The following is a 25,063-nucleotide window of genomic DNA, read 5'->3' as shown; positions in this document are numbered from 1 at the left end:
ATGGCCACCTTCCGCGGCACCACGCGCGACGACAAATGGAACATCGTCGAGACCGGCAAGTACACGATTGACGGCCTGGGCGGCACCGACACCGTCGCCTTCGGCATCCAGCCGCGCTCTTACTTCGAGATCACGCGCGGCACCGACGGCGCCATCCATGTGGACACCGTCTCCGGTGCCAGCGGCGGCGGCATGCAGGCGGTTCTCTACAACGTCGAGGTGCTGGTGTTCAACAACGGCACCGACACCGTCAAGGTGGCCGACCTTTTCCCCGAGGCCAATCAGGTGGGCAGCGCCGGCAACGACCGCTTCACCGCCGGCACCGGCGCGCAGAACATCGACGGCGCGGGCGGCATCGACCAGGTGGACTTCAGCCTCTCGCGCATCAACTACCTGCTGGCCAAGGGCGCGACGGACTGGACCGTGACCGCCACCGCCGGCAATGCCACGCTGACGCTGAAGAACGTGGAGCGCCTGGCCTTCAGCGACTACAAGCTCGCGCTCGACCTCGCCGGCAATGCCGGCACCGTGGCCAAGATCCTCGGCGCCGTGTTCGACAGCCCGAGCCTGAGCCTGCAGGACTACCGCAGCTACGCCGGCATCGGCCTGAGCCTGATGGACAGCGGCCAGTACACCTATGCCACCCTGATGCAGCTGGCCCTGGATGCCCGCCTGGGCCCGAATGCCAGCCATGGCGCGGTGGTGGACCTGCTCTACGCCAATGTGGTGGGCCAGGCCCCCGACGACGCCACCCGCGCCAGCTTCGTGGCCCTGCTGGACGGCGGCATGAAGCCCTATGACCTGGGCATCCTGGCGGCCGACCACGAGCTCAATCTGGTGCAGATCGACCTGACCGGCCTGCAGCTCAATGGCCTGGGCTTCGTATGAGGGCCGCGCTGCTGGCCTGGCTGCTGGCGGGCGCCGCGCAGGCCACCGAACCCAGCCAGCCCGCCCCCGACATCGCCCTGCCCCAGGCCACGCTGGCCGCCAAACAGCTGAGCGAGCTGCGCGGGCAGCTCGTCTACCTGGACTTTTGGGCCTCCTGGTGCGGGCCCTGCCGGCAGAGCTTCCCGTGGATGGGCGAACTGCAGAAGAAGTACGGCGCGCGCGGCCTGCAGGTGCTGGCCATCAACCTCGACAAGCAGCGCGCCGACGCTGACGCCTTTCTGGCGCGCACGCCGGCCGCCTTCGCGCTGGCCTTCGACGCGCAGGGCGAGGCCGCCAAGCGCTTCGCCATCAAGGGCATGCCCAGCTCGGTGCTGATCGCCCCGGATGGCCAGGTGTTGTGGACACACCGCGGCTTTCGGGTCGAAGAGGCGGGTGAACTCGAGGCGCGCATCGTCCAGGCCCTGCCCCGCTGAAAATGCCGGGCATGGCCCTGCTCTTCGACGTTCACCCCGACAACCCGCAGATCCGCCTGCTCAAGCAGGCGGCCCAGCTGCTGCACAAGGGCGGCCTGGCCGCCATTCCCACCGATTCGAGCTACGCGCTGGTCTGCCACCTGGACGACAAGAACGCCGCCGAGCAGCTGCGCCGTGTGCGCGGCGTGGACGAGAAGCACCACCTGACCCTGCTCTGCCGCGACCTCAGCGAGCTGGCCAATTACGCCATGGTGGACAACCGCCAGTACCGGCTGCTGAAGAGCTGCACGCCCGGGGCCTACACCTTCATCCTGCCGGCCACCAAGGAAGTGCCGCGGCGGCTTTCGCACCCGAACCGCCGCACCATCGGGCTGCGGGTACCGGATTGCGTGGTCACCCAGGCCCTGCTGGCCGAGCTGGGCCAGCCGCTGCTGGCCACCACCTTCATCCCGCCCGGCGAAGACGAGCCGCTCAATGACCCGGACGAAATCCTGGAGCGCTTCGGCCATCAGCTCGAAGCGGTGGTGAGCATGGGCGCCTGCCCGCGCGAGCCCACCACGGTGGTGGACCTGACAGACGGCGAACCCCAGCTGGTGCGGCTGGGGCGGGGCGAGCCCTCAAGGCTGGGGCTTTGAGGCCGCGGCCTCCAGGGCCTCGCGCAGGTCGCTGAGCTCGGTGCTACGCACCAGCTGGCGGCCATGCACCACGAACACCGGCAGGCGCTTGAGCTCCTGCGGCGGGTGGGCCGCGCCGCAGGCCGGCTGCTGGCCCAGATCACAGGTCTCGACGCGAATCTCGACCTTGCGCAGCCACTCCAGCGTGGCGCTGCAGTCGCGGCAATCGGCGCGCGTCAGCATCTGCAGGCCGCCGTCGCGCGAGAGCGCGCGCACCGACTCGATCAGCTCGCGCTCACGCGTGTCACGCCGCAGTTGCAGGCCCCAGGCCAGCGCAAAAGCCAGGGCCACCACCAGACCGACACCGGCCCAGGCGCGCACCGTCCAGCCCGGCGCGGCGGCAACCGGGGCCGGCTCGCTCACGCCGGGCTCCGCTGCGCGGCGGTGACGACCATCTCCACCCGCCAGGCCGGCTTGGCCAGCTGGGCCTGCACGGTGGCGCGCGGCGGCGCAAAGCCGGGCGCTACCCAGGTGTCCCAGACCTTGTTCATGCCGTCGTAGTCGGCCAGGTCGGCCAGGTAGATCTCGACCCGCAGCAGGTGCTGCTTGTCGGAGCCGCACTCGGCCAGCACCCGGTCCACCATCGCCAGCACCTCGGTCGTCTGGGCTTCGATGCCCTGGCCGGCCGTGGTGTCGGCCACCTGGCCGGCCAGATAGACCACGCCGTGGTGGATGGCGGCTTCGCTGTAGCGCTTGGCCATGCCCACGCGCTGCACGGAATTTGTCACTTCTTGGCTCCCAGCCGGCTTTCGGTGCCGGCAAACAAACGCTTGATGTTCGCCTCATGGCGCCACACCAGCAACAAGCCCATCAGGCCGGCCGCGCCGACGATGGGCCCCATATCCCAGATCAGGGCCTGGTAGAGCGGCGCGAACAGCGCCGCCACAATCGAACCGAGCGAGACCAGGCGGGTGAAGAACACCAGGATGGCCCAGGTGGCCAGCGTGGCCACGCCCAGCAGGGGGTTGAGCGCGAACAGCACGCCGGCCGCCGTGGCCACGCCCTTGCCGCCCTTGAACTTGAAGAAGGCCGGCCACAGATGGCCGAGGAAGGCCCCGAGGCCGACCAGGGCCGCGGTGCCCTCGCCCAGGCCGTAGCGCTCGCCCCAGATCAGCACCGCCAGCACCGGCAGGTAGCCCTTCAGGGCGTCGAACACCAGGGTCAGGATGGCGGCGGCCTTGTTGCCGCTGCGCAGCACATTGGTGGCGCCGGGGTTGCCCGAGCCATAGGAGCGCGGATCGGCCAGGCCCATCAGCTTGCTGAAGATGACGGCGAAGGACAGGGAACCGATCAGGTAGGCGGCAACGGTAGCCAGCAGAGAAAGCAGGGTGTCGTTCATGTCCGTGGGCGAAGGGCCGCCCCGAGGCCACGAGGGCCCCCCTGGGGGGTGGCGACTGAAAGGAGACTGGGGGCTGTCACGTCGCTATTGTGGCGAGGCGCAGTCGACTGCTTTTGCACCCAAGGCGTCGGTCAATACCCGCGGATCAATCCCCACCAAAAACCCGCGGCGCCCGCCATTGATGCAGATGCGCGGCAGCGCCAGCACCGAGGCCTGCACGTACACGGGCATGGCCTTGCGCAGGCCGAAGGGCGAGGTGCCGCCCACCTGGTAGCCGGAATGCCGCTGCGCCACCTCGGGCTTGCAGGGCTCGACCTTCTTGCAGGGGATCTGGCGCGCCAGCTCCTTCAGGCTGACCTGGCGGTCGCCGTGCATCAGCACCACCAGGGGTTTGGCGTCCTCGTCCTGCATCACCAAGGTCTTGACGACCGAATGCTCGTCCAGGCCCAGCTGCCGCGCGGACTCGGCCGTGCCGCCGTGCTCGACGTAGTCGTAGGGGTGTTCCGTGAAGGGAATGCCGTGCGCGCGCAGCCAATCGGTGGCCGGCGTGGCGCTGACATGGGATGACTTCTTGCTCATGTGCCGGATTTTGGGCCGACGCAGAATGCGCGACCCTTCGTCACTGCCTGCGCCTTGCCCTACCAGCCGCCCCGCAAGACCGCCCTGCCCGTCACCGCCGTGCTGCTGCTGCACGGCCTGCTGGGCCTGCTTTTGATCCAGCAGCGCAGCCTGCCCCAGGCGTCGCACCGGCGCAGCGAGGTGCGGCTGATTCCGCTCAAGCTACCCCCACCCCCGCCACCGGCCGCCGCCCCCACGCCGGCGCGCGCCCTGGCCACCGCCGCCCCGCGCCCGGCCATGGTGCCGGTGCCGGAGTTCAGCAGCGCCCAGCCGGCCCCCGGCGCCATCACCCTGCCGGCGGCACCGGCCAGTGCGGCAGAGGGCGCCGCAACGCCGCGCCCACTCAATCTGAACCTGCCCAAGGGCTGGCAACCCAGCCAGGACCTCAGCCCGGCCCAGCAGGCCGTGCAGGACCCGCGCGCCAACAGCCCCCGTTACTCGGCCGAAGAGCGGATGGCCCGCGCCATCGCCAACGAGCCCGTGACCATTGAGCTGGCCGGCGGCGGCACCATGACGCGCTGGCCCGATGGCCGCTGCACCCGCACCCTGCCCAACCGCTCCAACCAGCTGGTGCCCATGGACTCGCATCTGCAGGTCGGCACCAGCCACGGCGGCAATTGCTTCAACGACAAGCCGGGCTCGGCCATCCGGCACACTCGGCCGCGATGAACACCTACCAGCCCCAGCGCGCTGCGCAGTCGCGCTTCGAAACCCTGCGCGGCCTGCGCCTGCATGCGCTGCACTGGCCCGGCGAGGGCCGCCCGCTGGTGCTGCTGCACGGTTGGATGGACCTGGCCGCCTCGTTCCAGTTCCTGGTGGATGCGCTGGCCGGGGATCGCCCGATCTGGGCGCTGGACTGGCGCGGCTTCGGCCACAGCCAGGCCAGCGGTGCCGATGCCTACTGGTTTGCCGACTACCTGGGCGATCTGGACGCCTGGCTCGATCTGATCGCACCCGGCGCGGCCGTGGACCTGCTGGGGCACAGCATGGGCGGCAATGTGGCCATGCAATACGCCGGCGTGCGGCCCGAGCGCATCCACCGGCTTGTCAATCTGGAGGGCTACGGCCTGCCCGACAGCCCGGTGAGTGAGGCCCCCAAGCGGCTCGCGCGCTGGCTGGACGAACTGAAGCAAGCGACCGAGCTGCGCCCCTATGCCGACCTGGATGCGGTGGCCGCGCGCCTGCGCAAGACCAACCCGCGCCTCAGCAGCACCCGCGCCGCCTGGCTGGCGCAGCAGTGGAGCGAGCCGGTGGAAGGCGGCCGGCGCCTGCGCGCCGATCCCGTGCACAAGCGCCTGCATGGGGTGCCGTACCGCAGCGCCGAGGTGCTGGCCTGCTGGGCTGGCATCCGCGCGCCGGTGCTGTTCGTGGAGGGCGAGGACGACAGCCTGGCCGCCTACTGGGGCACCCGCTTTCCGCGCAGCGAGCTGGAGGCCCGCCTGGCGGTGCTGGCGCAGCTGCGGCACGAACGCCTGAGCGGCTGCGGCCACATGCTGCACCACGACCAGCCCGAAGCGCTGGCCGCCCTGCTGAGCGACTTCCTGCGCTGAGTTACTGCGCCGAGCGCACGCTGCTGGGCGTGCGCGTGTTGTTGTCCTGAATGTTGCGGAGCGCGTCCTGCGAGGCCGCCACCTCGGCGGCACTGGCCTTGCGGCAGGTCTGCTTGCGGGCAATGTTGCTGCCCAGCGGCGCTTCGGTGCGCACGCAATCGTCGGCGGCAGCCTGCTTGGCCTCCTCCGGCGCCGAGGCACAGGCGCTCAGGCTAGCCAAGCAAAGAACGTAAAGACTCACACGCAGCATCACAGGCTCCCTCGGCACCAAGCGCCGTTGCACACAAAGGGCGGCGATGCTCGCACGCCCCCTGCCGGGGTGACCTCCGTCATGGGGATGAAGGGGAAGGCCCTATTTGGCGTCGGAGCCGAACTGCCACATGCGTAGCAGGCGCTCGTAGGCGATCGTGCGGCCGGGTGGCTTTTCATTGGCCAGGCGCGGCCGGGCCGCGCCAGGCAGGGTCTGCCACTGCGCCTCGCTCAGGCGCTCGCGCAAGCGCGGGGCGCAGGGGCCGTTTTGGCTGCGCGCCAGCCGGGCCAGGCTGGCGTCCATGGCCTCGGCCAGGTCGTCCAGCGCCTGCTGCGCGCCCACGCGCCCTTCGCTGGCCATGCCGACGTGCTGCCACCAGAGCTCGGCCAGCTCGGGGTAGTCGGGCACGTTCGGGCCGGTCGGCGTCCAGTACACGCGGGAGGGGCTGCGGTAGAACTCCACCAGGCCGCCCAGGCGCGGGGCCAGGCGCGTCATGGCCTCGGAGCGGATGTCGCTCTCGCGCACGAAGGTCAGGCCGGTCAGGCTCTTCTTCAGTGACACCGCCTTGCAGACGCAGAACTGCGCGTACAGCCAGGCCATGCGGCGGCGCGCCAGCGGGGTGCTCTTGAGCAAGGTCCAGGCGCCCACGTCCTGGTAGCCGCGCTGCATGCCGCTCTGCCAGTAGGCGCCGTGCGGCGAGGGCGCGACGCGCCATTTGGGCCGGCCATCGGCATGGTTGACCGGCAGGCCCGGTTTGGACATGGCCGCCGTGAAGGCCGTGTACCAGAAGATCTGCTGGGCGATGGCACCCTGCCCCGGCACCGGGCCGGCCTGGTTGAAGTCCAGCTCGGCCGCGCCGGGCGGCGCGAAACGGCGCAACCAGTCCAGATAGCGCTCCAGCGCATAGCGCGCCGCCGGGCTGTTGGTGCCGCCGCCGCGCGCCACGCTGGCGCCCACCGGGCGGCAGCCTTCCATGCGCAGGCCCCATTCATCCACCGGCAGGCCGTTGGGGTAGCCGGGACTGCCCTGGCCAGCCATGGAGAGCCAGGCGTCGGTGAAGCGCCAGCCCAGCGAGGGGTCGCGCTTGCCGTAGTCCATGTGGCCGTAGATGCGCCGGCCGTCGAGCCGTTGCACCTCGTGGCTGAAGAACTCGGCGATGTCCTCGTAGGCCGACCAGTTCAGCGGCACGCCCAGCGCGTAGCCGTAGCGGGTCTGGAAGCGGCGCTGCAGATCCGGCCGGCTGAACCAGTCGTGGCGGAACCAGTAGAGGTTGGCGAACTGCTGGTCGGGCAGCTGGTACAGATCGCCGTTGGGCGCGGTGGTGAAGGCCAGGCCGATGAAGTCCTTCAGGTCCAGCGTGGGCAGGGTCTGGGCGCGGCCCTCGCCGCGCATCCAGTCGCTCAGCACCAGCGTGGCGTCGTAGCGCCAATGCGTTCCGATGAGGTCGCTGTCGTTCACATAGGCGTCGTAGTGCGGCGTGCCCCTGAGCATCTGCTCGCGGATGCGGCGCACCACCTCGCCTTCGGGAATCAGCTCGTGCTGGACCTGGATGCCGGTGATCTCGCTGAAGGCCGGGGCCAGCACCTTGGCCTCGTACTCATGCGTGTCGATGATCTCGGAGACGACCTTGATGGACTGGCCGCGGAAGGGCGCGGCGGCGGCGCGGAACCAGGCCAGCTCCTCGCGCTGCGCCTGCGCACTGAGGGAGCTGGGCTGGAACTGCGCCGCCCAGTGGGCGATGGCATCGCGCGCGCCCCAGCCGTGGGGCAGAAAGCCGAGTGCGGCACAGGCGGCAAGGGCGGGGCGGCGCTGCATCAGGCGGGCAGGGTCTGGACGTTTTCGGGGCGCACGCCATAGCGTGCCAGCAGCGCGTGGTAGGCCGGCTGGGCCTTGTAGCGGCGCAGCGCCTCGCCAAAGCGCTGCGCCAGCTGCGTGTGGCCACGCTGGCGCGCAAAGCCCACGTACAGCCGCCCTGGGGCGATCGGCGTCTTGTCGGCTACCAGCTCGCGCTGCCAGTTTTCGCGCTGCAGCAGGTGTTCCCCCACGCCGGCGTGCACCAGGGCCAGATCCACGCGCCGGGCCAGCAGCTTGCGCAGGCTCTGTTCATGCGTGGCGGAGGGCTCGCGCGTGAAGTAGGCCGCGGCCATGAAGTCGGGGGGGTACTGGTAGCCCGCCAGCACCGCCACACGCAGCCCTTTCAGCGTGAACAGGCCATCGAACGCAAAGGGCTGGTCGCGGCGGAAAAAGAAATGGCTGTGCGAGCCGGCGAGCGGTTCTTCCGGAAAGGCCAGCACCTCCTCGCGTTCATTCAAATTGCCGCGGCTGATGCCGATGACGCCATCCAGGCCGCCACGCTCCAGCTCCAGCAGGGCACGCTTCCAGGGCAGCAGCTGGATCTCGGCGCTGCGCCCCAAGCCACCCAGCACCGCGCGCACCAGTTCGCAGTCCAGGCCCTCGGCGCGGCCCTCTACCTGTTGGCTGAAGGGCGGGAAGACTTCCGCCGCCAGCTGCAAGGGGGCCAGTGCGGCGTGCGCAGGCAAGCCCAGGGCCGCACCAAAGGCGAGGGTCTGGCGGCGGCTCAGGGGCATGGGCGCTCCGGTGAATCAGGACCCTCAGCTTAGCCAACGGCGCGCAGCGAGCAACTCCCGCGCCACCGTCCAGGGAGGGCGGCCGGCCGCCAGGGTACGCCAGCGTGGCCACAGGCATTGCAGCAGCTCGGCGCTGGCCCAGGCATCCGCGCTGGCGCGGTGGCGCTGGCTGGCGGCCAGGCCGAAGGCATCGAGCCAGTCGTCCAGCGTGCGGCGCTCGGGCCATTCGGGGTAGAGCGCACGCGCCAGCACGGCCAGGTCCAGCCAGGCGGCCGGCCAAGGGCGGCCGGTCTGGCGGCGCCACTCGCGGTCCAGCATGCCGGCGTCGAAGGCGGCATGAAAGCCCAGGCAGGGCGCACCGGCCACGAAGGCCAGCAGCGCCTGCAGCGCCTGCTCGGGCGCCTGGCCCTGGCCTTGCTCGCCACGGCCGATGCCATGCAGCAGGATGTTGCGGCGCGCCACCTCGTCGAGCACCAAGCCCACCGGCGCGCGCAGCACGATCTCCAGGCTGTCGGCCACGCGCAGCAAGGGCCGCCCGCCGCTGAGGTCCGGTTCCCAGTGCAGCGCCACGCCGGCCACGGCGATCAGGCGGTCGCGCACCATGTCCAGGCCGCTGGTCTCGACGTCGATCAGCACCCAGCGCCGGGCCGTGGCCGCGGCCTGCTCGCGTGCGGCGGCGGCGCGCCAGTCCTGCCATCGCTGCAGCAGCGGCTTCATGACTTCAGGTAATCCAGCTGCAGGCGCTGCTGCAGACGCTGGGCCACGCGCAGCGACACCCGCAGGGTGCGGCGGTCCAGGTCGTTGAGCGATTCGAGCAGCACCCAATTGGGGTTGTCGGGATCGGCGGGCGACTCCAGATGGGCGCGCAGGCGCAGGCCCTGCAAGAACTCGAAGGCCGCCGTCCAGCCCTCGCGCTCGGGCGCAGGCACGCCCAGCTGCTCGCCCGCACGCAGCAGGCGCTCGCGGGTGCCCAGCGCATCCAGGCCCTGCGCCAGCGCCAGGATGCGCGCGGCCTCGACGAACACGGCCGAGCCACCGGCCTTCAGGTCCAGGCCCAGGCGGCCCTCGCGCTCCTGGGGGTCGAGCGCGCCGCGCCAGGACAGCGGCACCTTGCCGCGTAGCGCCGCCTCGGTCAGCAGGTGCAGGAAGCGGCCGCTGGCCGGGCCGCGCGCAATGGCGCGCAGGGGCTCGGCCAGCTGCACGGCGCCCGCCAGCGCCCGGCCATCGAAGTAGATCGAGGCGGCCAGCAGTTCCTCGGGCGTGCCGCGGCCCAGCCAGCTTTCGAAGCGCTCGCACCACTCCTCGACCGAGCGGCAGCAGTCCGGCTGCGAGGCCATCACCCCGCCCTTGCAGAGCGGAAAGCCGCAGGCGTCCAGGCTGGCGCAGACGCGCTCGCCCAGCGCCAGCCAGCGCGGCCGGTCGGCCTCGGGGTTGGCGCTCTGGAAGACGATGCCGTTGTCCTGGTCGGTGGCGACGGACTGCTCGCCGCGCCCCTCGCTGCCGAACACCAGCCAGGCGGCCTGGCTCAGATCCAGGCCGAGCTGCTCGGCATGCAGTTCCACCAGGCGCTCGGTGAGCAGATCGTTCAGGTGGGAAATCAGCGCGGTGAGCGTGTGCGCGCCCACGCCCTGGGCGCCGAGGTGGCGCGCCAGTTCGCGGATGCGGGGCGCCAGTTCGCGCAGCTCCTGCACCTCCTGCGCAGCGCGCAGGTCCGCCCCGATGCGCTGCACCGACAGGCGCGAGAGCGCGAACAGGTCGCGCTCCGAGACGATGCCCACCAGACTCTCGCCATCGACCACCGGCACATGGCGCAGGGTGTAGCGGCTCATCAGCAGGGCTGCGTCCTGCGCGGTGTGGTGCACGGTGAGCGTGCGCACCGGCTGGCTCATCACCGCGCGGATGGGTGTGGCCAGCGAGCGCTGCGGCAGGGTGATGCGCTCCAGCAGGTCGTCGCGCGTGAGGATGCCGATCGGACGTTGCTGCGCGTCCACCACCATCACCGAGCCCACGCGCCGGCCGGCCATGGCGCGCAGCGCCAGCTCCAGCGGCATGTCCGCCGCCACCGCCAGCGGGTTGCGGCGCATCAGCTCGCCCAGCGGCCGCTCCATCGACTGTTCCGCCAGCGCCGCCTGCGTGGCAGCCTGGGCCTGGGCGCGGCTGGCCAGGCTGATGAGCTGCAGCACGCGCTCGCTCAGGTGCGCAGCCAGCGGCGGGCTGACGGCCGCCACGCTGCGCACCAGCTCGGCCGGCAGCGCCCAGGCAAACACATCGGTCTCGGCGCTGTAGGTGGCGGTAACCGCACGGCCCTGCATCAGCGCCGCCATCGGGAAGCAGTCACCAGCCTCGTACTGCCAGCCCTCGCCGGGGCGGTCCAGCTCGGCCAGGCCGCGCTGCGCCGTCACCACCCCGCTCTTGACGACGTACAGGTGCCGGGCCTCGCCATCGCTGGGTGCAGCGATCACTTCCTCGGGCGCGAAGTACACCAGGTCGGCGGCGCGCACCAGCTGCTCCAGCGGCGCCTGCGCCATCGCATCGAAGGGGTGGTGCTGGCGCCATTGCGCCATCTGCTGCGCCAGCAGGTGCGCGGAAGGGGTGTCGGCCATGGCGGGGCGGAAAAGAAAAAGGGCCCTGCATGATGCAGGGCCCGGGCCTCAGCGGGGCTTGCGCAGTATCAAGCGCGGCCCAGTTTCAGATCGGGGTAACGCACATGCTCGACGAGCTCCTGCGTCTCCTTGCCGGGTGCGGGCGTCAGCAGGCTGACGATGATGATCACCGCAAAGCCCAACGGCACGCCGAACAGGCCGGCACTGATGGGCAGGATGCCCCACCACAGCTCCACCGGCGAGGTGACGCCGAACACCGAGCGCAGCCAGGGCTGGGTCATGACCATGTAGTAGAAGGTGATGCCCAAGCCGGCGGCGATGCCCGCGCTCGCTCCCCACTTGTTGGCGCGCTTCCAGAACACGCCCAGCACCAGGGCCGGGAAGAAGGCCGCCGCCGCGAAGCTGAAGGCCGCCGACACCAGGAAGAGGATGTCCGCGGGCTTCTGCGCCGCCACCGAGGCCGCCAACAGGGCCACCACCAGCAGCAGGATCTTGCTGATGGTGACGCGGCGAGCGGTCGAGGCGTTCGGGTCGATCATCTTGTAATAGACGTCGTGGCTGAGCGCGTTGGCGATCGTCAGCAGCAGGCCGTCCGCGGTGGACAGCGCCGCCGCCAGGCCGCCCGCCGCCACCATGCCGCTGATGACATAGGGCAGGCCGCCGATCTCGGGCGTGGCCAGCACGATGATGTCGCCGCCGATCTTCATCTCGCCGAGCTGGAAGATGCCGTCCTTGTTGATGTCGGTCACCGACAGCAGGCCCGGATCGACCTTGGCCCAGCTGGCAATCCAGGCCGGCAGCTGGTCAAAGGGCGTGCCCACGAGGTTGTTGAAGACCTCGAACTTGACCAGCACGGCCAGGGCCGGCGCGGTGAAGTACAGCAGGAAGATAAAGAACAGCGACCAGGTGACGGACTCGCGCGCCTCCTTCACCGACGGGGTGGTGTAGTAGCGCATCAGGATGTGCGGCAGCGCGGCCGTCCCCACCATCAGGCAGAACACCAGGGCGAGGAAGTTGCGGCGGTCGACGTCGAAGGCCTCCTTGGCCTTGGCGTCCCCGTTCGGGTCGCCCTTGAACTGCGCCGCATGGGCCGGCATGCCAGCCAGGGGCTTGGCGCGGTCCTCGTTGGCCTTCTTGGCCTTGGCCCAGCTGTCCTTGGCCGAAGCCTCGTCCTTGGGCACGGCGGCCAGCGCCTTCTCGGCGGCCTGGATGTCGGCCAGCGGTGCGTTGGCGGCCTTCAGCTCGGCCAGCTTGTTCTCGGCCGCGGCCTTGTCGGCGGCCAGCGCCGCCGGCACGTCCTTGAGCTTGGCGTCGAACTCCGCGGCCTTCTGCTTGAAGATCGCGATGACCTCCAGCTCCTTCGGGTCGGCCTGGATCAGCTTTTCCTTGGCCGTCACCTTCTCCAGCTGGTAGCCGTAGACGATCTGAGGGATGGGCACGCCGGTCTGCTTCACCGACAGCCAGGCCACCGGGATCATGTAGGCAATGATCAGGATGATGTATTGCGCCACCTGCGTCCAGGTGACGGCACGCATGCCGCCCAGGAAGGAGCAGACCAGGATGCCGGCCAGGCCGGCAAAGATGCCGACCGTGAACTCCAGGCCGGTGAGGCGGGCGGTAATCAGGCCCACGCCATAAATCTGCGCCACCACATAGGTGAAGGAGCAGAGGATGGCGGCCAGCACCCCGAGCATGCGCGGCAGATTGCCCTCATAGCGCGCACCCAGGAAGTCGGGGATGGTGAACTGGCCAAACTTGCGCAGATAGGGCGCCAGGAACAGCGCCACCAGGCAGTAGCCGCCGGTCCAGCCCATGATGAAGGCCAGGCCGCCGTAGCCGCCCAGGTAGAGCGTGCCGGCCATGCCGATGAAGCTGGCGGCGGACATCCAGTCCGCCCCCGTGGCCATGCCGTTGTAGACCGCTGGCACGCGCCGGCCGGCCACGTAGTACTCGCTGGCGTCGCTGGTGCGGCTCATGAAGCCGATGCCCGCGTAAAGCAGCACGGTGGCGGCCAGGAAGGTCAGGCCGATGGCCTGGCGCGAAAGGCCCATCTGCTCGGCAATGGCCAGAAAGATGATGAAGGCGATGAAACCGCCGGTGTACCAGCCGTACACCTTGTTGAGCTGCTTTTTGAAGGCCGCGTTGGCTGCCTTGGAGCTGCCGCCGGCGGTGGCGCTGGGTGCAATGCCTGCCATGTCATTCCTCCTCGGCCACGCCATGTTCAAGATCGAGCTTGTTCATGTAGTGGGCATAGAACCAAATGATGACGACATAGACGATCAGCGCCCCTTGCGCGGCCATCCAGAAGCTGAAGGGCCACCCGAAGAAGGTGAAGTTCAAGTCGCGGGCGTAGAAGGCGACCCCGTAGGTCACCACAAACCAGATGGCCAGAAGCACTGCGGTGATGCGCAGGTTCTTCTGCCAGTACTGGCGATGCTTTTCGGTTAACTGCATGGTCTCCTCGGCTTCGCTCGTGTCAGCACCGGGTGGTGCGGGTTACCGGCTTGGTGGGATCAGGCCGGCGCTCAGGAAACGGTGCCCAGCTCGCGGCGCAGGGCCTCGGCGACCTGGGGCTCGAAGCCGCTCAGGTGCTCGACGACGCGGGCCGCCTCACCGGGCTGGTTGTGGCGCAGCAGCGCGCGCGCCAGCTGCGTCCAGCCATAAGGACTGAGGGGCTGCAGCTCGGTATTGCGCTTGAAGGCTGCGATGGCCTCCTCATGCCGGCCCAGCTGCAGCAGGCTCAGGCCCAGGCCGTACCAGGCGCGATCCAGCTTGGGGTCGTGCTGCACGGCGCAGCGCAGCGCGGCCTCGGCCTCGGCGGCACGGCCCTCGGCCTCCAGCAAGAAGCCGAGGTTGAACCAGGTGGCAGCGTCGGCCGGGCGCTGGGCCAGCAGCTGCTGCAGATCGGCAATGGCGGCGCCGCGCTCGCCCGCCTGCGCGCGCAGGTGTGCGCGGCTGGCGCGGGCGAAGGCGTGGCCGGGGTCCAGCGCCAGCATGCGGTCGAACACCCGCAGCGCCGCGCGCTGCAGGCCCAGCACCAGCAGCAGCCAGGCGCAGCCGCGCAGCAGCAGCATCAGCGGCATTGCTCGACCCCGATCTGCACGCAGGTCTGCACCTTCAGCAAGGTGGCGATGAACCAGGTGGACGCCAGCAGCAAGCCGGTGGCCAGCGGGATGTGGCGGTCCAGCACCTGGCGCGGGCTGATGGCGCGCGTGAGGCGTTCCACCGGCCGGGTGACGATGCCCAGCACCTGGTAGAACAGATTGGACTCGCGCTGCTTGCCGGCCAGCAGGCCGAGCAACCAGCGGCCGATCAACGCCATCAGCGCGATCTCGGCCAGCAGCTTGATGAGGGTGACGCTGAGCAGCATGGCGGCTCCTCTGCTTTGGGGTGCAGGCATGGTGCGGCTGCGGCGCTTACGGCTTTCTGACAAAAGCTGTCAGCGCCGCGTAAGCCCTCCCCGGGCTTACCCGCAGGGGTGACATGAGAGAATCCGCGCCCTTCAACGGCCCGCGCCGCGCCACCCTGGCGCCCTTCCCTGACGGGCCCCCAACCGAACGAAGCACATGGACGCCGAACGCATCAATGCCTTGGGCACGCTGATCAATGACCTCCGCGCGCGCACCGACGCGCTCCGGGGGTATCTTTGACTACGACCGCAAAGCCCTGCGACTGAACGAGGTCAACGCCGCCCTCGAAAACCCTGCCGTCTGGAACGAGCCCAAGCGGGCCCAGGAACTGGGCAAGGAAAAGCGCGAACTCGACCGCGTGGTCGAGACCATCAATCACCTCGAGTCCAATCTGGCCGACAACCTCGAACTGTTCGAGATGGCCAAGGCCGAGGACGATTACGACTCGATCGAGACGCTGGAAGGCGAGACCGCCAAGCTGACGGCCGCCGTCGAGGAGCTCGAGTTCCGCCGCATGTTCAACAACCCGGCGGACCCGAGCAACTGCTTCATCGACATCCAGGCCGGCGCCGGCGGCACCGAGGCCTGCGACTGGGCCGGCATGCTGCTGCGCCAGTACGTCAAGTACTGCGAGCGCAAGGGCTTCAAGTACACGATCGAGGACGAGACCCCGGGCGACGTGGCCGGCATCAAGGGCGCCACCATCAAGGTCGAGGGCGAGTACGCCTTCGGCCTGCTGCGCACGGAAAGCGGCGTGCATCGCCTGGTGCGCAAGTCGCCCTTCGACAGCAGCGGCGGCCGCCACACCAGCTTCGCCTCGCTGTTCGTCTATCCGGAAATTGATGACTCGATCGAGATCGACATCAACCCGGCCGATGTGCGCACCGACACCTACCGCGCCAGCGGCGCCGGCGGCCAGCACATCAACAAGACGGACTCGGCGGTGCGCCTGACGCACCTCCCCACCGGCATCGTGGTGCAGTGCCAGGACAGCCGCAGCCAGCACAGCAACCGCGACGTCGCCTGGCGCCGCCTGCGCTCGCGCCTGTACGACCACGAGATGAAGAAGCGCATGGCCGAGCAGCAGAAGCTCGAGGACAGCAAGACCGATGTGGGCTGGGGCCACCAGATCCGCAGCTACGTGCTGGACCAGAGCCGCATCAAGGACCTGCGCACCAACGTCGAAATCTCCAACACGCAGAAGGTGTTGGACGGCGACCTCGACGCCTTCATCACCGAATCCCTCAAGCAGGGCGTCTGATCGTTCCAGCCCGGCCCCAGCCGGGCTTTTTCCATATCCGCGAAGGAGCCAGCCATGCGCGAAGGCCATGCCCACGTCATCCACCGCCACGACTACCAGGCGCCCACCTATTGGATCGCCACGGTCGACCTGACGCTCGACCTCGACCCCGCCAAGACCCTGGTCACCAGCAAACTGGCCGTCAAGCGCAATGCCAACCAGCCGCATGGCCCGCTGGTGCTGCACGGCGAGGAGCTGACGCCGCTGCGCGTGATGATCGACGGCGAACCCGTCAGCTTCCGCCAGGACGGCAACGAGCTGACCATCGACGCGCCGGACCGCGACTTCGAGCTGGTCATTCGCAACACCTGCTGCCCCGAGAAGAACACCGCCCTGAGTGGCCTCTATACCTCGGGTGGCGGCTTCTTCACGCAGTGCGAGGCGGAAGGCTTCCGCCGCATCACCTACTTCCTGGACCGCCCCGATGTGATGGCGGTCTACACGGTGACCCTGCGCGCCGACAAGACGAAGTACCCGGTGCTGCTCAGCAACGGCAACCTGCTGGAGCAAGGCGACTTGGACGGTGGCAAGCACTTCGCCAAGTGGCACGACCCCTTCCCCAAGCCCAGCTACCTGTTCGCCGTAGTGGCGGCCGATCTGGTGGCGCGCGAGCAGCGCATCCGCACCCGTTCGGGCAAGGACCATCTGCTGCAGGTGTTTGTGCGCCGCGGCGACCTGGACAAGACCGAGCACGCGATGAACTCGCTGATCGCCTCCATCGTCTGGGACGAGGCGCGCTTCGGCCTGCCGCTGGACCTGGAGCGCTTCATGATCGTTGGAGTCAGCGACTTCAACATGGGCGCGATGGAGAACAAGGGCCTGAATATCTTCAACACCAGCGCCCTGCTGGCCAGCCCCGCCACGGCGACGGACGCCGACTTCCAGCGCATCGAAGCCATCGTCGCGCACGAGTACTTCCACAACTGGACCGGCAACCGCGTCACCTGCCGCGACTGGTTCCAGCTCTCGCTGAAGGAAGGCCTGACCGTCTTCCGCGACCGCGAATTCAGCATGGACATGGCCGGCAGCCCTTCGGCCCGCGCCGTGCAGCGCATCCAGCAGGTGCGTGCCCTGCGCGCCGTGCAGTTCCCCGAGGACGCCGGCTCGATGGCCCACCCGGTGCGCCCGGACAGCTACGTTGAGATCAACAACTTCTACACCGCCACCGTCTACGAAAAGGGCGCCGAGGTGGTGGGCCTGTACCAGACCCTGCTGGGGCGCGAGGGCTTTGCCAAGGGCCTCAAGCTCTACTTCGAGCGCCATGACGGCCAGGCCGTGACCTGCGACGACTTCGCTCAGGCCATGGCCGATGCCAACCCGGGCTCGCAGCTGGCCAGCCAGCTGGACCTGTTCAAACGCTGGTACAGCCAGCCCGGCACGCCGCGCGTGACGGCGCGTGGCCAGTACGACGCCGAGTCGCACCGCTACACGCTCCGCTTGAGCCAGCACAACGGCAAGGGCGAGCTGCCCCAGCTGATCCCCGTGCGCATGGGCCTGCTCGGCCCCGAGGGCCAGGCCCTGCCGCTGCAGTGGGAAGGCGAGCTGGCCAGCCACGGCAGCGAGACCGTGCTGCTGCTGGAGCAGACCGAGCAGGCCTTCCACTTCGTCAACGTGCTGGTGGAGCCCACGCCCTCGCTGCTGCGCGGCTTCTCGGCCCCGGTGCTGCTGGACGACGGCCTGAGCGACGCCCAGCTCTTGAACCTGCTGCAGCACGACAGCGACGCCTTCAACCGCTGGGAAGCCAGCCAGCGCCTGGCGCTGAACCGCATCCTCGGCGCCGTGCGCGCCGGCCAGCCCCTGGTGCTGGATGCCGCCTACCTGGACGCCATGCGCGCCGTGCTGCGCCACCCGCAGCTGGACGCCGCCTTCAAGGCCGAGGCCCTGCGCCTGCCCGAGGCCGCCTACCTGGCCGAGCAGCTGCAGGTGGTGGACCCGCAGGCCATCCACACCGCCGTGGAAGCGGCCTGGACGCAGATCGCCCAGGCCCTGCGCGCCGACTGGGAATGGGCCTTCGAAGCCCATCAGGTGAGCGGTGGCTACCGCCCCAGCGCCGAGGACGCCGGCCGCCGCGCGCTGGCCAATCTGGCCCTGAGCCTGCTGGTGCGCGCCTCCACCTTGAGCGGCGAGCCGGTGTGGCCGGGCAAGGCCTACCAGCGCGTGAAGGACGCCGACAACATGACCGAGCGCTTTGGCGCCCTGGCCGCACTGGTGAGCGCGCACGCGCCGTTGGCCGACGCCGCGCTCGCGCACTTCCATGCCCAGTTCGCGCACGACGCCCTGGTGATCGACAAGTGGTTCATGCTGCAAGCCCGCGCCCCCGAGCGCGACGGCAAGGTGTTCGAGCGCGTCAAGAAGCTGCTGCAGCACCCGGACTTCACGCTCAAGAACCCCAACCGCGCGCGCAGCCTGCTGGTGCAGTTCTGCAACTTCAACCCCGGCGCCTTCCACCGCGCCGATGCCGGCGGCTATGTGCTGTGGGCCGATCAGGTCGCGCACCTCGACGCCATCAACCCGCAAGCCGCCAGCCGCCTGGCGCGCGCCATGGACCGCTGGGCCACGCTGGCCGAGCCCTTCCGTGGCGCGGCCAAGGTGGCGCTGCAGCGCTTGGCCGAGCGCAGCACGCTCAGCAATGATGTGCGCGAGATCGTCACCAAGGCCCTGGAGGTCGCATGAGCTCCCGCATCAGCCTGACCCAGTACCTGGTCGAACAACAGCGCCAGAACAACAGCATCCCGCCGCAGCTGCGCCTGCTGATCGAGGTCGTCGCCCGCGCCTGCAAGCGCATCGCCATCAGCGTCAACAAGGGCGCGCTAGGTGATGTGCTGGGCAGCGCCGACAGCGAGAACGTGCAGGGCGAGGTGCAGAAGAAGCTGGACATCATCGCCAACGAGGTGCTGATCGAGGCCAACGAGTGGGGCGGCCACCTGGCCGCGATGGGCTCCGAGGAGATGGACTCCATCCATCTGGTGCCGAACCGCTTCCCGCAGGGCGAGTACCTGCTGCTGTTCGATCCCCTCGACGGCAGCTCGAACATCGACGTCAACGTCAGCATCGGCACCATCTTCTCGGTGCTGCGCAAGGTTAACAACCACCGTGGCGTCAGCGAGGAAGACTTCCTGCAGCCCGGCAAGCAGCAGGCCGCCGCCGGCTACTGCATCTATGGCCCGCAGACGACCCTGGTGCTGACGGTGGGCGACGGCGTGGCCATGTTCACGCTGGACCGCGAGATGGGTTCCTGGGTGCTGACCGAGGACAACGTCAGGATCCCGGCCGACACCAAGGAGTTCGCCATCAACATGTCGAACCTGCGCCACTGGGCCCCGCCGGTGAAGCGCTACATCGACGAATGCCTGGCCGGCACCACGGGTCCGCGCGAGAAGGACTTCAACATGCGCTGGATCGCCAGCATGGTGGCGGACGTGCACCGCATCCTCTGCCGCGGCGGCATCTTCATGTATCCCTGGGACGCGCGCGAACCGCAGAAGGCCGGCAAGCTGCGCCTGATGTACGAGGCCAACCCGATGGGCTTCATCGTCGAGCAGGCCGGCGGCCTGGCCACGAACGGCAAGCAGCGCATCCTCGACATCACCCCCACCAAGCTGCATGAGCGCGTGGCGGTGGTGCTGGGCTCGAAGAACGAGGTGGAGCGGGTGACGCGCTACCACCTGGAGCAAGGCGACTGAGCGTCGCCAGCTTCCGCATCAAGGGGCCCTGCGGGGCCCCTTTTCATTACTCACACAGCTTCTTGAAGGTGGCGATCACCGCATCGCCCTTGAAGGGTTTGACGATCCAGCCCTTGACGCCGGCGGCCTTGCCGCGCTCCTTCATCACCGGGCTGTTCTCGGTGGTCAGCATGACGATGTTGACCGTCTTATTGCCCAACTCGCCGCGGATCTTCTCGGCCATGGTCAGACCGTCCATGTTCGGCATGTTGACGTCGCTGACCACCAGCTTGATCTTGGGGTCGGCCTTGAGCTTGGCCAGGCCGTCGCGGCCGTCGTTGGCGGTCGCCACGTCCAGGCCGTTCTTCTTGAGGAAACCGGCCACTTCATCGCGCACGGTGCTGGAGTCGTCGACGACAAGAACTTGTGCCATGGGTCTCTGCTTTCGGGAGTTTCGGGGTGTTGGACTTAGAAAAGTTCGAGCTCGCCGGAAGCCAGCATCGAATCGGCCGCCGCCTGGTTCTCACGGAACAGTTCGGGCGACCAGCTGAGGTTGAAGACGAAGCGCTGGTGCAGCTCGATGGCCTCGCCCTGCTGCAGCGCGTTGTCCCACAGGTGGTAGCGGAAGCACAGCTGCGGGTCTTCGCTGCCGAAGGAGATGTAGCGCTGCGGGTGGTTGATGACGATGGGGACCTGGGTCATCTTGCTCAGGGTCGCGTCCTCGCAGGCGATGAATCGGTTCTTGAACGCGCCCCAGATCAGGTTGGTGGTCTCGGAAAACACGTTGTTGATGGCACGGATCGAGTCGCGGTGCGTGGCCTCGACCTCACCCAGCTGATGCGACTGCAGGCGCTGCAGGCCGCGTTCCTCGATCTGCAGCATCATGTAGCCGCGGCACCAGCTGGCTTCGAGCGGAATCAGCGAATAGACCTCGCCGTAGATGAGCCGGTCGCGCACGATGATGGGGGCCTCGGCCAGCAGGGTGATGCCCTTGAACTGCCCTTGCAGGGCCTGCTGGGTCAGCTCCGAGATGCCGCGCACCAGGGGCTCAGGGTAGACGAGCGAGAACAGCGAGACCTGGATCACGGCCGCCATGTCCTCCAGCTGCTCCAGCCGGTAGGCGTGGCGCACCACGCGCTGATCGGCCTCGCTCAAGGCGATGTGCTCGGCGCAGCGCAGAAAGATCGGCAGCTCGGGCCGGATGCGGTGCAGCTCGTGCGCCAGGCGCCGCCCTTGCAGGCCCTGGCAGGCGTAGTTCTCGGAAAGGAACAGCGCGCCCAGATCGATGCTGGAGCGCAGCACCGCCATCAGGTGCTCGGGCTGCACCTTGACGGGCAGCAGGTCCGCGCCCTCGCAGAAGGCCTTGAGGGCTTCGGCCGCACCGCCCTCCTCTTCCAGCACCAGCACCTTGACCTGCAGTTTGGCGGCGGCATGCATGGTGCGTTTCCTTAGAACATTTCCAGTTCGCCGGCGTCGGCTTCTTCGGCCTCGGTTTCCACCTCGGCGTGGAAATCCAGCGGCACGAAGGCGGACACGAACAGCGTGGCGTAGAAATCCAGGCCCAGGCCGCTGACCTGGTACAGCCGGCGGTGGCCCGCCCCCAGGGCGTCCAGGTAAGCCAGCGCCTCGCGCTCCAGCAGATTGGGCGTGGACATGCCGACATGCGTGAAGTGCCGCCCCAGTTCGCGGTTCATCGTGCCCACGCAGATGTTTCCGCACTCGGACACCGCATCCACGAACGCCTGTTCGCTCCACTCCGCGGCGTCCACACGGTTCAGGCGCGCGAAATGCTGCTTGCCTTCGGCGTCCAGGCGCACATGCAGCGCCAGCACCAGGCGGAACTCGGGGCTGGCGATCGTCAGCACCACGGCCTTCTTCTCCTTGGGCTTGCGCGGCAGCTCCTGGGCGATGTGCACTTGACCCTGCTCGCCCTCGGGCGCCAGGGCCTTGGCCAGGGCGTGCTGCACCAGGCGGTCGAAGCTGGTCTTGGCGCGCTCGCTCAGGCCGACGGTGGGCGCGGCGGCCGGCTTGGCGCCGAAGGAGGCCCTCATGACTCCAGCGCCCCCACCGAGTCGCGTGCGCGGTTGCTCATCAGATCCAGCCCCGAGATCGCCGACGTGATCATCTTGCTGCCCGCCTGCAAGTCCTGGAAGGTGGCGGTGGTGATCATGTCGTTCTTGTACAGATTGGCGCGGTATTCCTTCGAGAGCCGCTCGGCGCGACCGGCCAGGTTGCGGATCTCGGCCGCCACCACCCCGAAACCGCGGCCATGCTCGCCCGCGCGCGCGGCCTCGATGGACGCGTTCAGCGCCACGATCACGACCTGCTCGACGATGGAGGCGAACTCCTCGTTGCGGCTGTGCATCTCGCGGTTGTGCGCCAGCAGGTGGTGCATCTCCTGCTCCCAGCGCTCGAAGGTGCGCACGACCTCGTGCATCTGGCCCAGCTGCTGGCCCAGGCCTTCGATGTGCTTCAGTGCCTCGCCGCGCGCCTGGGCGTTGCCGCTGCGCAGATTCTTCAGCAGCTCATCGGCCTCGTGCCGCGCGCTCGCGGTTTCAGAGGCAGCGGCCCGCTCGGCCGCCTGCAGTTCGCGCTGGGCCTGCGCCAGGTCGGCGCGCAGCGCGTCCAGCTCTTCCCGCAGGCTGGCCTCGCGTGCGCCCCCGGCCGGCTCCGCATCGACAGCGCGGGCGCCAAAGCCGGTCTGGCGCGCGCGCTGCGCCCAGAACCAGCCCGCGCCGCCGCCCAGCGCGAGTCCGGCCAGCATTCCCCAGATCCAAGTCGGCATAGTGGTTTCCGTCCGCCCGAAGGCTCAGTGGCGTGAAGGTTCAGATGCTCAAGTTTCCACCGCCACCGCGGCCGGCAGTTCGATGACGAACTCGGCGGCGCGGAAGTCCTGACCCGCGTCGGCCGTGGCTCGGAAGCGCAGATCGATCCGGCCCGCCTCGCGCGCCAGGAATTCGCGCACCGCGTCCATGCCCACGCCGCGGCCCGACACCTCGGTGACGTGCTCGGCCGTGGAGAAACCGGGCAGGAAGATCAGCTGGGCCACCTGCTCGTCGCTCAGCTGGGCATCGGCTTCGATCAGACCGCGCTCGATGGCGCGTGCACGGATCTTGGCCAGCGCCAGGCCCCGCCCGTCGTCCCGCAGCACCAGGCGGTAGTGGCCGCCCTCCAGGCTGGCCAGCAGTTCGATGCGGCCCTGCGCCGGCTTGCCGGCGGCCGTGCGCTCGGCGGGGGTCTCGATGCCATGGTCCACCGCGTTGCGCAGCAGGTGCGTGAAGAGGTTGCGCAGCAGTCCCGACAGCTGCGACTTGATCATCAGCCCTTGGTCCTCGATCTGCACCTGCGGCGCCGGCTTGCCCAGCTCTTGCGCCAGCGAGGGCAGCGAATCCACCACCCCGGCCAGCACATCCTGCAGCGGCTCGGTGCCCATGCGCTTCAGCGTGCGTTCGATGCCGCTCAGCGCCTCGCGCATGGCCGCCACGTTCTCGCGGTCCAGGCCCTCGAACTGCTGCAGCGCCTGGCCGAGCTGGGCCTTGTCGATCATCAGGAACTTCTCGACATTGCCGCGCCGGCCCGGCCCCTTGCGGCCCAGGGTGACGTCGTTGATCTTGGCGTACTCGCTCACCAGCGCCTGCACGGCATCCAGCTGCGCCGTCAACGCGGTCGCATCCCACACCGCGGCCTCATCCTTGCGCAGCAGGTCGTAGGCCTGCTCGGCCTCGTGCACCACATTCGTCAGGTGCAGCAGCCCGTAGGTGCGGGCATTGCCCTTGATGGTGTGCATGTTGCGGAACAGCAGGTTCACGGCGTCGGCATTTCGCTCACTGTGGCTGCCGATGACGGCCAGGTTCTCGCTCAGGAACTGCTGGCTGGATTCGATGAAGGACTGGAACTTCTCCTGGCTGACGCCCAGGATCTCGCCGATCAGCTCCAACTCGCGCTTCTGGCCCGCGGCTTCGGCGGCCAGGCGGCGCAGCTCGGTGACATCGCGCACGCACAGCATCAGCTTTTCCACGGTGCCGCCGTCGTCGCAGATCGGCGACCAGCTGAACTCCAGCGCCTTGCGTGCGCCGCTGGCGGTTTCAAGTTCGCACTCACCTACCAGCAGGTGCGAGTTGAAGTCGTAGTTCATGCTGTCTTCGCCAATGACCGAGGCGATCGCCACCTCGATCTGCGAGCGCACGTCGGGGCCCAGGTTGGAGCGCTCGAACAGGAAGCCCATGGCGTCGCGGTTGGCGATGTCGCGCGTCTCGAAGATGGTCTCCAGGTAGGCCGAGTACTCGGGGTGGATGCGCCCACCGCTGACCAGGGTGAGCACGCCCTGCGGCATGTTCTGCAGCATGCTCTGGATGTCGTTGGTCTTTTCGCGCAGCGCGGCCGTGCGCTCGCCCACCAGGTTCTCCAGGTTCTCGTTGATGTGCGTGAGGTCGCTCACCAGGCGCTTGTTCTCCACGAAGGTGTCGGAGAAGCGCCGGCTGGCCACGAAGAGCATGGCGGCCAGCACGATGCTGAGGCCGCTGGCGCCGAGGCTGACGGACTGGATCAGGCCCATGCCCAGCAGCGAGTCGTTCGTCACCGAGAGCGCGAACATGCTCATGCCCACCAGCATGATGCCGGCGCCATGCTGGCGCGCACGCATGCCGCGGTAGTAGAAGTAGACCGAGGCCAGGCAGGTGCCGAGCAGCATCAGGAAGAACACCGAGCGCAGGGCCTGGAACAGCGCAGGCACTTCGTGCACCGCCATCACGCCGATCCCCAGCGCCGGCACCGCCAGCACCACCGCCAGCACCTTGTTGACGCGCGGCGTGAACTTGTAGAAGTACTGCGAGAACAAGTACATGAACAGGGCCGCGTACAGGCCCAGGTAATGCAGATAGGTCAGCGTGCGTTCGGGGAACAAGGCCATCAGGTAGTCGGCCGGCAGCACCAGGAACCAGGCGCTCACCACATTGGCCGCTGACGCCACCAGGTACATCGAGTAGCGCACTTTCACGAACACCAGCAGGAAGAACAGGCCGAAGAAGAAGGCCACCCAACCCACCGTCACGCGCAGCTCACCGCCCCAGACGGCCCAGCCGACCAAGGACTTGTCATGCGGGTCAAAGCGGTGCAATTCGAAGGGCAGTTGGTAGACGCCCGTCATCAGCGGGGTGTCGATGCGCAGCGCCAGTTCCACCCGACCCTGCGGCACCACGAAGCGCACCGGCGCCGCCTGGATCGAGTAGTAGCGCTCGATGTTGACGTGATGCGGCCGCTGGTACACCTGCTTGCCGTTCACATAGACCTGCATCGGCGCCATGTAGGTGTTGACCAGCAGCACCACCTCGGTCCCCACCAGGGCAGGCGCGAACTCGAAGCTGCCGCGGTACCAGCCCACCGAATAGACCTGCTTGTCCGCATAGGCCTTCTTCCAGGGGCCGGGCGCCTTGATCACCACCCAGTCCTTCGTGTCGAGCCCCGGCTGGGCGTTTTCTGGGCGGTCATCGCGCGTGAACAGCCAGGTGCCGGCGAGTTTGACCGGCTGATCGAGCGATTCGATCCGGCGGTCACAGGCGTCGCAACGACTCTGCGCCTGCGCGCCGGCCAGGCAGCCCAGCCAGAGACCCAGCAACACGAGAAAAAGCTTGCGCATCAACCACTCCGTTTAGACAGGTGGCTCCAATCCTGGAACTGCAGGGGCGCCGGCCACGTTCGGCGTGTAGGCG

At 68.7% G+C, this 25,063-nt stretch carries 26 protein-coding genes; 8 read left to right on the top strand and 18 right to left on the bottom strand.

Annotated elements, in window-relative coordinates; translation table 11 throughout:
- Genes I7X39_RS14970 through I7X39_RS14960 form a run of 3 tightly spaced genes read left to right on the top strand, consistent with a single transcriptional unit; the run spans window position 1 to window position 1,996 of the window.
- A complete protein-coding gene (locus I7X39_RS14970) occupies window positions 1–888 on the top strand; it encodes a hypothetical protein (protein WP_198111958.1) in 888 nt (295 codons plus the stop codon).
- On the top strand, window positions 885–1,361 hold the full coding sequence (locus tag I7X39_RS14965; protein ID WP_198111957.1) for a TlpA family protein disulfide reductase: 477 nt from the start codon (window positions 885–887) through the stop codon (window positions 1,359–1,361). The genes I7X39_RS14970 and I7X39_RS14965 overlap by 4 nt, the downstream gene beginning before the upstream one ends.
- Before the next feature lie 11 nt (window positions 1,362–1,372).
- On the top strand, window positions 1,373–1,996 hold the full coding sequence (locus tag I7X39_RS14960) for an L-threonylcarbamoyladenylate synthase (protein WP_198111956.1): 624 nt from the start codon (window positions 1,373–1,375) through the stop codon (window positions 1,994–1,996).
- On the opposite strand, the gene I7X39_RS14955 is transcribed toward I7X39_RS14960, so the two are convergent.
- From I7X39_RS14955 to ybaK, 4 genes are all read right to left on the bottom strand, one after another.
- Window positions 1,979–2,398, bottom strand: a complete 420-nt coding sequence (locus I7X39_RS14955) for a hypothetical protein (protein ID WP_198111955.1) — start codon at window positions 2,396–2,398, stop codon at window positions 1,979–1,981. The two genes, I7X39_RS14960 and I7X39_RS14955, sit on opposite strands and share 18 nt — an antisense overlap.
- Complete coding sequence (locus I7X39_RS14950) at window positions 2,395–2,736, bottom strand: RidA family protein (RefSeq protein ID WP_198112040.1); 342 nt, start codon at window positions 2,734–2,736, stop codon at window positions 2,395–2,397. Before I7X39_RS14950 ends, I7X39_RS14955 begins: the two co-directional genes overlap by 4 nt.
- 23 nt (window positions 2,737–2,759) lie before the next feature.
- A complete protein-coding gene (gene plsY / locus I7X39_RS14945; RefSeq protein ID WP_198111954.1) occupies window positions 2,760–3,374 on the bottom strand; it encodes a glycerol-3-phosphate 1-O-acyltransferase PlsY in 615 nt (204 codons plus the stop codon).
- An 84-nt stretch (window positions 3,375–3,458) separates the two neighbouring features.
- A complete protein-coding gene (ybaK, locus tag I7X39_RS14940; protein WP_198111953.1) occupies window positions 3,459–3,953 on the bottom strand; it encodes a Cys-tRNA(Pro) deacylase in 495 nt (164 codons plus the stop codon).
- Window positions 3,954–4,007: 54 nt separating this feature from the next.
- On the opposite strand from ybaK, the gene I7X39_RS14935 reads away from it, so the two are divergent.
- Window positions 4,008–4,661 carry a hypothetical protein gene (locus I7X39_RS14935; RefSeq protein WP_198111952.1) on the top strand — a complete coding sequence of 218 codons (654 nt, stop codon included), beginning with the start codon at window positions 4,008–4,010 and terminating at the stop codon, window positions 4,659–4,661.
- The gene (locus I7X39_RS14930) at window positions 4,658–5,542 is read left to right on the top strand and encodes an alpha/beta fold hydrolase (RefSeq protein ID WP_198111951.1); all 885 of its coding nucleotides are present in this window, start codon (window positions 4,658–4,660) and stop codon (window positions 5,540–5,542) included. Before I7X39_RS14935 ends, I7X39_RS14930 begins: the two co-directional genes overlap by 4 nt.
- Before the next feature lies 1 nt (window position 5,543).
- On the opposite strand, the gene I7X39_RS14925 is transcribed toward I7X39_RS14930, so the two are convergent.
- The 9 genes from I7X39_RS14925 to I7X39_RS14885 all read right to left on the bottom strand — a co-directional run bounded on the left by I7X39_RS14925 (window position 5,544) and on the right by I7X39_RS14885 (window position 14,353).
- On the bottom strand, window positions 5,544–5,762 hold the full coding sequence (locus I7X39_RS14925; RefSeq protein ID WP_198111950.1) for a hypothetical protein: 219 nt from the start codon (window positions 5,760–5,762) through the stop codon (window positions 5,544–5,546).
- A gap of 132 nt (window positions 5,763–5,894) precedes the next feature.
- Window positions 5,895–7,607: an ABC transporter substrate-binding protein gene (locus I7X39_RS14920; RefSeq protein ID WP_198111949.1), complete on the bottom strand. Its 1,713-nt coding sequence runs from the start codon at window positions 7,605–7,607 to the stop codon at window positions 5,895–5,897.
- Window positions 7,607–8,380: a transporter substrate-binding domain-containing protein gene (locus I7X39_RS14915; protein ID WP_198111948.1), complete on the bottom strand. Its 774-nt coding sequence runs from the start codon at window positions 8,378–8,380 to the stop codon at window positions 7,607–7,609. The genes I7X39_RS14920 and I7X39_RS14915 overlap by 1 nt, the downstream gene beginning before the upstream one ends.
- A 24-nt stretch (window positions 8,381–8,404) precedes the next feature.
- Entirely contained in the window at window positions 8,405–9,097 is a 693-nt protein-coding gene (locus I7X39_RS14910; protein WP_198111947.1) for a 3'-5' exonuclease, read from the bottom strand.
- On the bottom strand, window positions 9,094–10,983 hold the full coding sequence (locus I7X39_RS14905) for a DUF294 nucleotidyltransferase-like domain-containing protein (protein ID WP_198111946.1): 1,890 nt from the start codon (window positions 10,981–10,983) through the stop codon (window positions 9,094–9,096). Before I7X39_RS14905 ends, I7X39_RS14910 begins: the two co-directional genes overlap by 4 nt.
- 68 nt (window positions 10,984–11,051) lie before the next feature.
- The gene (locus I7X39_RS14900; protein WP_198111945.1) at window positions 11,052–13,178 is read right to left on the bottom strand and encodes a VC_2705 family sodium/solute symporter; all 2,127 of its coding nucleotides are present in this window, start codon (window positions 13,176–13,178) and stop codon (window positions 11,052–11,054) included.
- A gap of 1 nt (window position 13,179) precedes the next feature.
- Window positions 13,180–13,437, bottom strand: coding sequence for a DUF4212 domain-containing protein (locus I7X39_RS14895; RefSeq protein ID WP_198111944.1), 258 nt, complete (start codon window positions 13,435–13,437; stop codon window positions 13,180–13,182).
- 71 nt (window positions 13,438–13,508) lie between these two features.
- Window positions 13,509–14,066 (bottom strand): tetratricopeptide repeat protein, encoded by a 558-nt coding sequence (locus tag I7X39_RS14890; protein WP_198111943.1) that lies wholly within the window; start codon window positions 14,064–14,066, stop codon window positions 13,509–13,511.
- Window positions 14,057–14,353 (bottom strand): hypothetical protein, encoded by a 297-nt coding sequence (locus I7X39_RS14885; protein WP_198111942.1) that lies wholly within the window; start codon window positions 14,351–14,353, stop codon window positions 14,057–14,059. The genes I7X39_RS14890 and I7X39_RS14885 overlap by 10 nt, the downstream gene beginning before the upstream one ends.
- A 196-nt stretch (window positions 14,354–14,549) precedes the next feature.
- On the opposite strand from I7X39_RS14885, the gene prfB reads away from it, so the two are divergent.
- The 3 genes from prfB to I7X39_RS14870 all read left to right on the top strand — a co-directional run bounded on the left by prfB (window position 14,550) and on the right by I7X39_RS14870 (window position 19,376).
- A protein-coding gene (gene prfB / locus I7X39_RS14880) for a peptide chain release factor 2 (protein WP_198111941.1) occupies window positions 14,550–15,654 on the top strand; the annotation gives its coding sequence in 2 pieces (ribosomal slippage) (window positions 14,550–14,630 and window positions 14,632–15,654; 1,104 coding nt in all).
- Between the two features lie 54 nt (window positions 15,655–15,708).
- A complete protein-coding gene (gene pepN, locus I7X39_RS14875) occupies window positions 15,709–18,366 on the top strand; it encodes an aminopeptidase N (RefSeq protein WP_198111940.1) in 2,658 nt (885 codons plus the stop codon).
- Entirely contained in the window at window positions 18,363–19,376 is a 1,014-nt protein-coding gene (locus I7X39_RS14870; protein WP_198111939.1) for a class 1 fructose-bisphosphatase, read from the top strand. Before pepN ends, I7X39_RS14870 begins: the two co-directional genes overlap by 4 nt.
- Before the next feature lie 46 nt (window positions 19,377–19,422).
- Here I7X39_RS14870 and I7X39_RS14865 read toward each other — a convergent pair whose 3' ends face one another.
- The 5 genes from I7X39_RS14865 to I7X39_RS14845 all read right to left on the bottom strand — a co-directional run bounded on the left by I7X39_RS14865 (window position 19,423) and on the right by I7X39_RS14845 (window position 24,990).
- A complete protein-coding gene (locus I7X39_RS14865) occupies window positions 19,423–19,788 on the bottom strand; it encodes a response regulator (protein ID WP_198111938.1) in 366 nt (121 codons plus the stop codon).
- 35 nt (window positions 19,789–19,823) lie between these two features.
- Window positions 19,824–20,792, bottom strand: coding sequence for a chemotaxis protein CheX (locus I7X39_RS14860; RefSeq protein WP_198111937.1), 969 nt, complete (start codon window positions 20,790–20,792; stop codon window positions 19,824–19,826).
- Between the two features lie 11 nt (window positions 20,793–20,803).
- Window positions 20,804–21,406, bottom strand: coding sequence for a hypothetical protein (locus I7X39_RS14855; protein ID WP_198111936.1), 603 nt, complete (start codon window positions 21,404–21,406; stop codon window positions 20,804–20,806).
- Complete coding sequence (locus tag I7X39_RS23705; RefSeq protein ID WP_310739932.1) at window positions 21,403–22,119, bottom strand: methyl-accepting chemotaxis protein; 717 nt, start codon at window positions 22,117–22,119, stop codon at window positions 21,403–21,405. The genes I7X39_RS14855 and I7X39_RS23705 overlap by 4 nt, the downstream gene beginning before the upstream one ends.
- Window positions 22,120–22,188: 69 nt before the next feature.
- The gene (locus I7X39_RS14845) at window positions 22,189–24,990 is read right to left on the bottom strand and encodes an ATP-binding protein (protein ID WP_198111935.1); all 2,802 of its coding nucleotides are present in this window, start codon (window positions 24,988–24,990) and stop codon (window positions 22,189–22,191) included.
- Window positions 24,991–25,063 lie beyond the last annotated feature (73 nt).

The organism is Inhella proteolytica (genome assembly GCF_016093275.1).
GTDB classification, from domain to species: Bacteria; Pseudomonadota; Gammaproteobacteria; order Burkholderiales; family Burkholderiaceae_C; genus Inhella; species Inhella proteolytica.
Note: the sequence above shows the minus strand (reverse complement) of the source record. Positions and strands in the feature narration are given on the sequence as shown.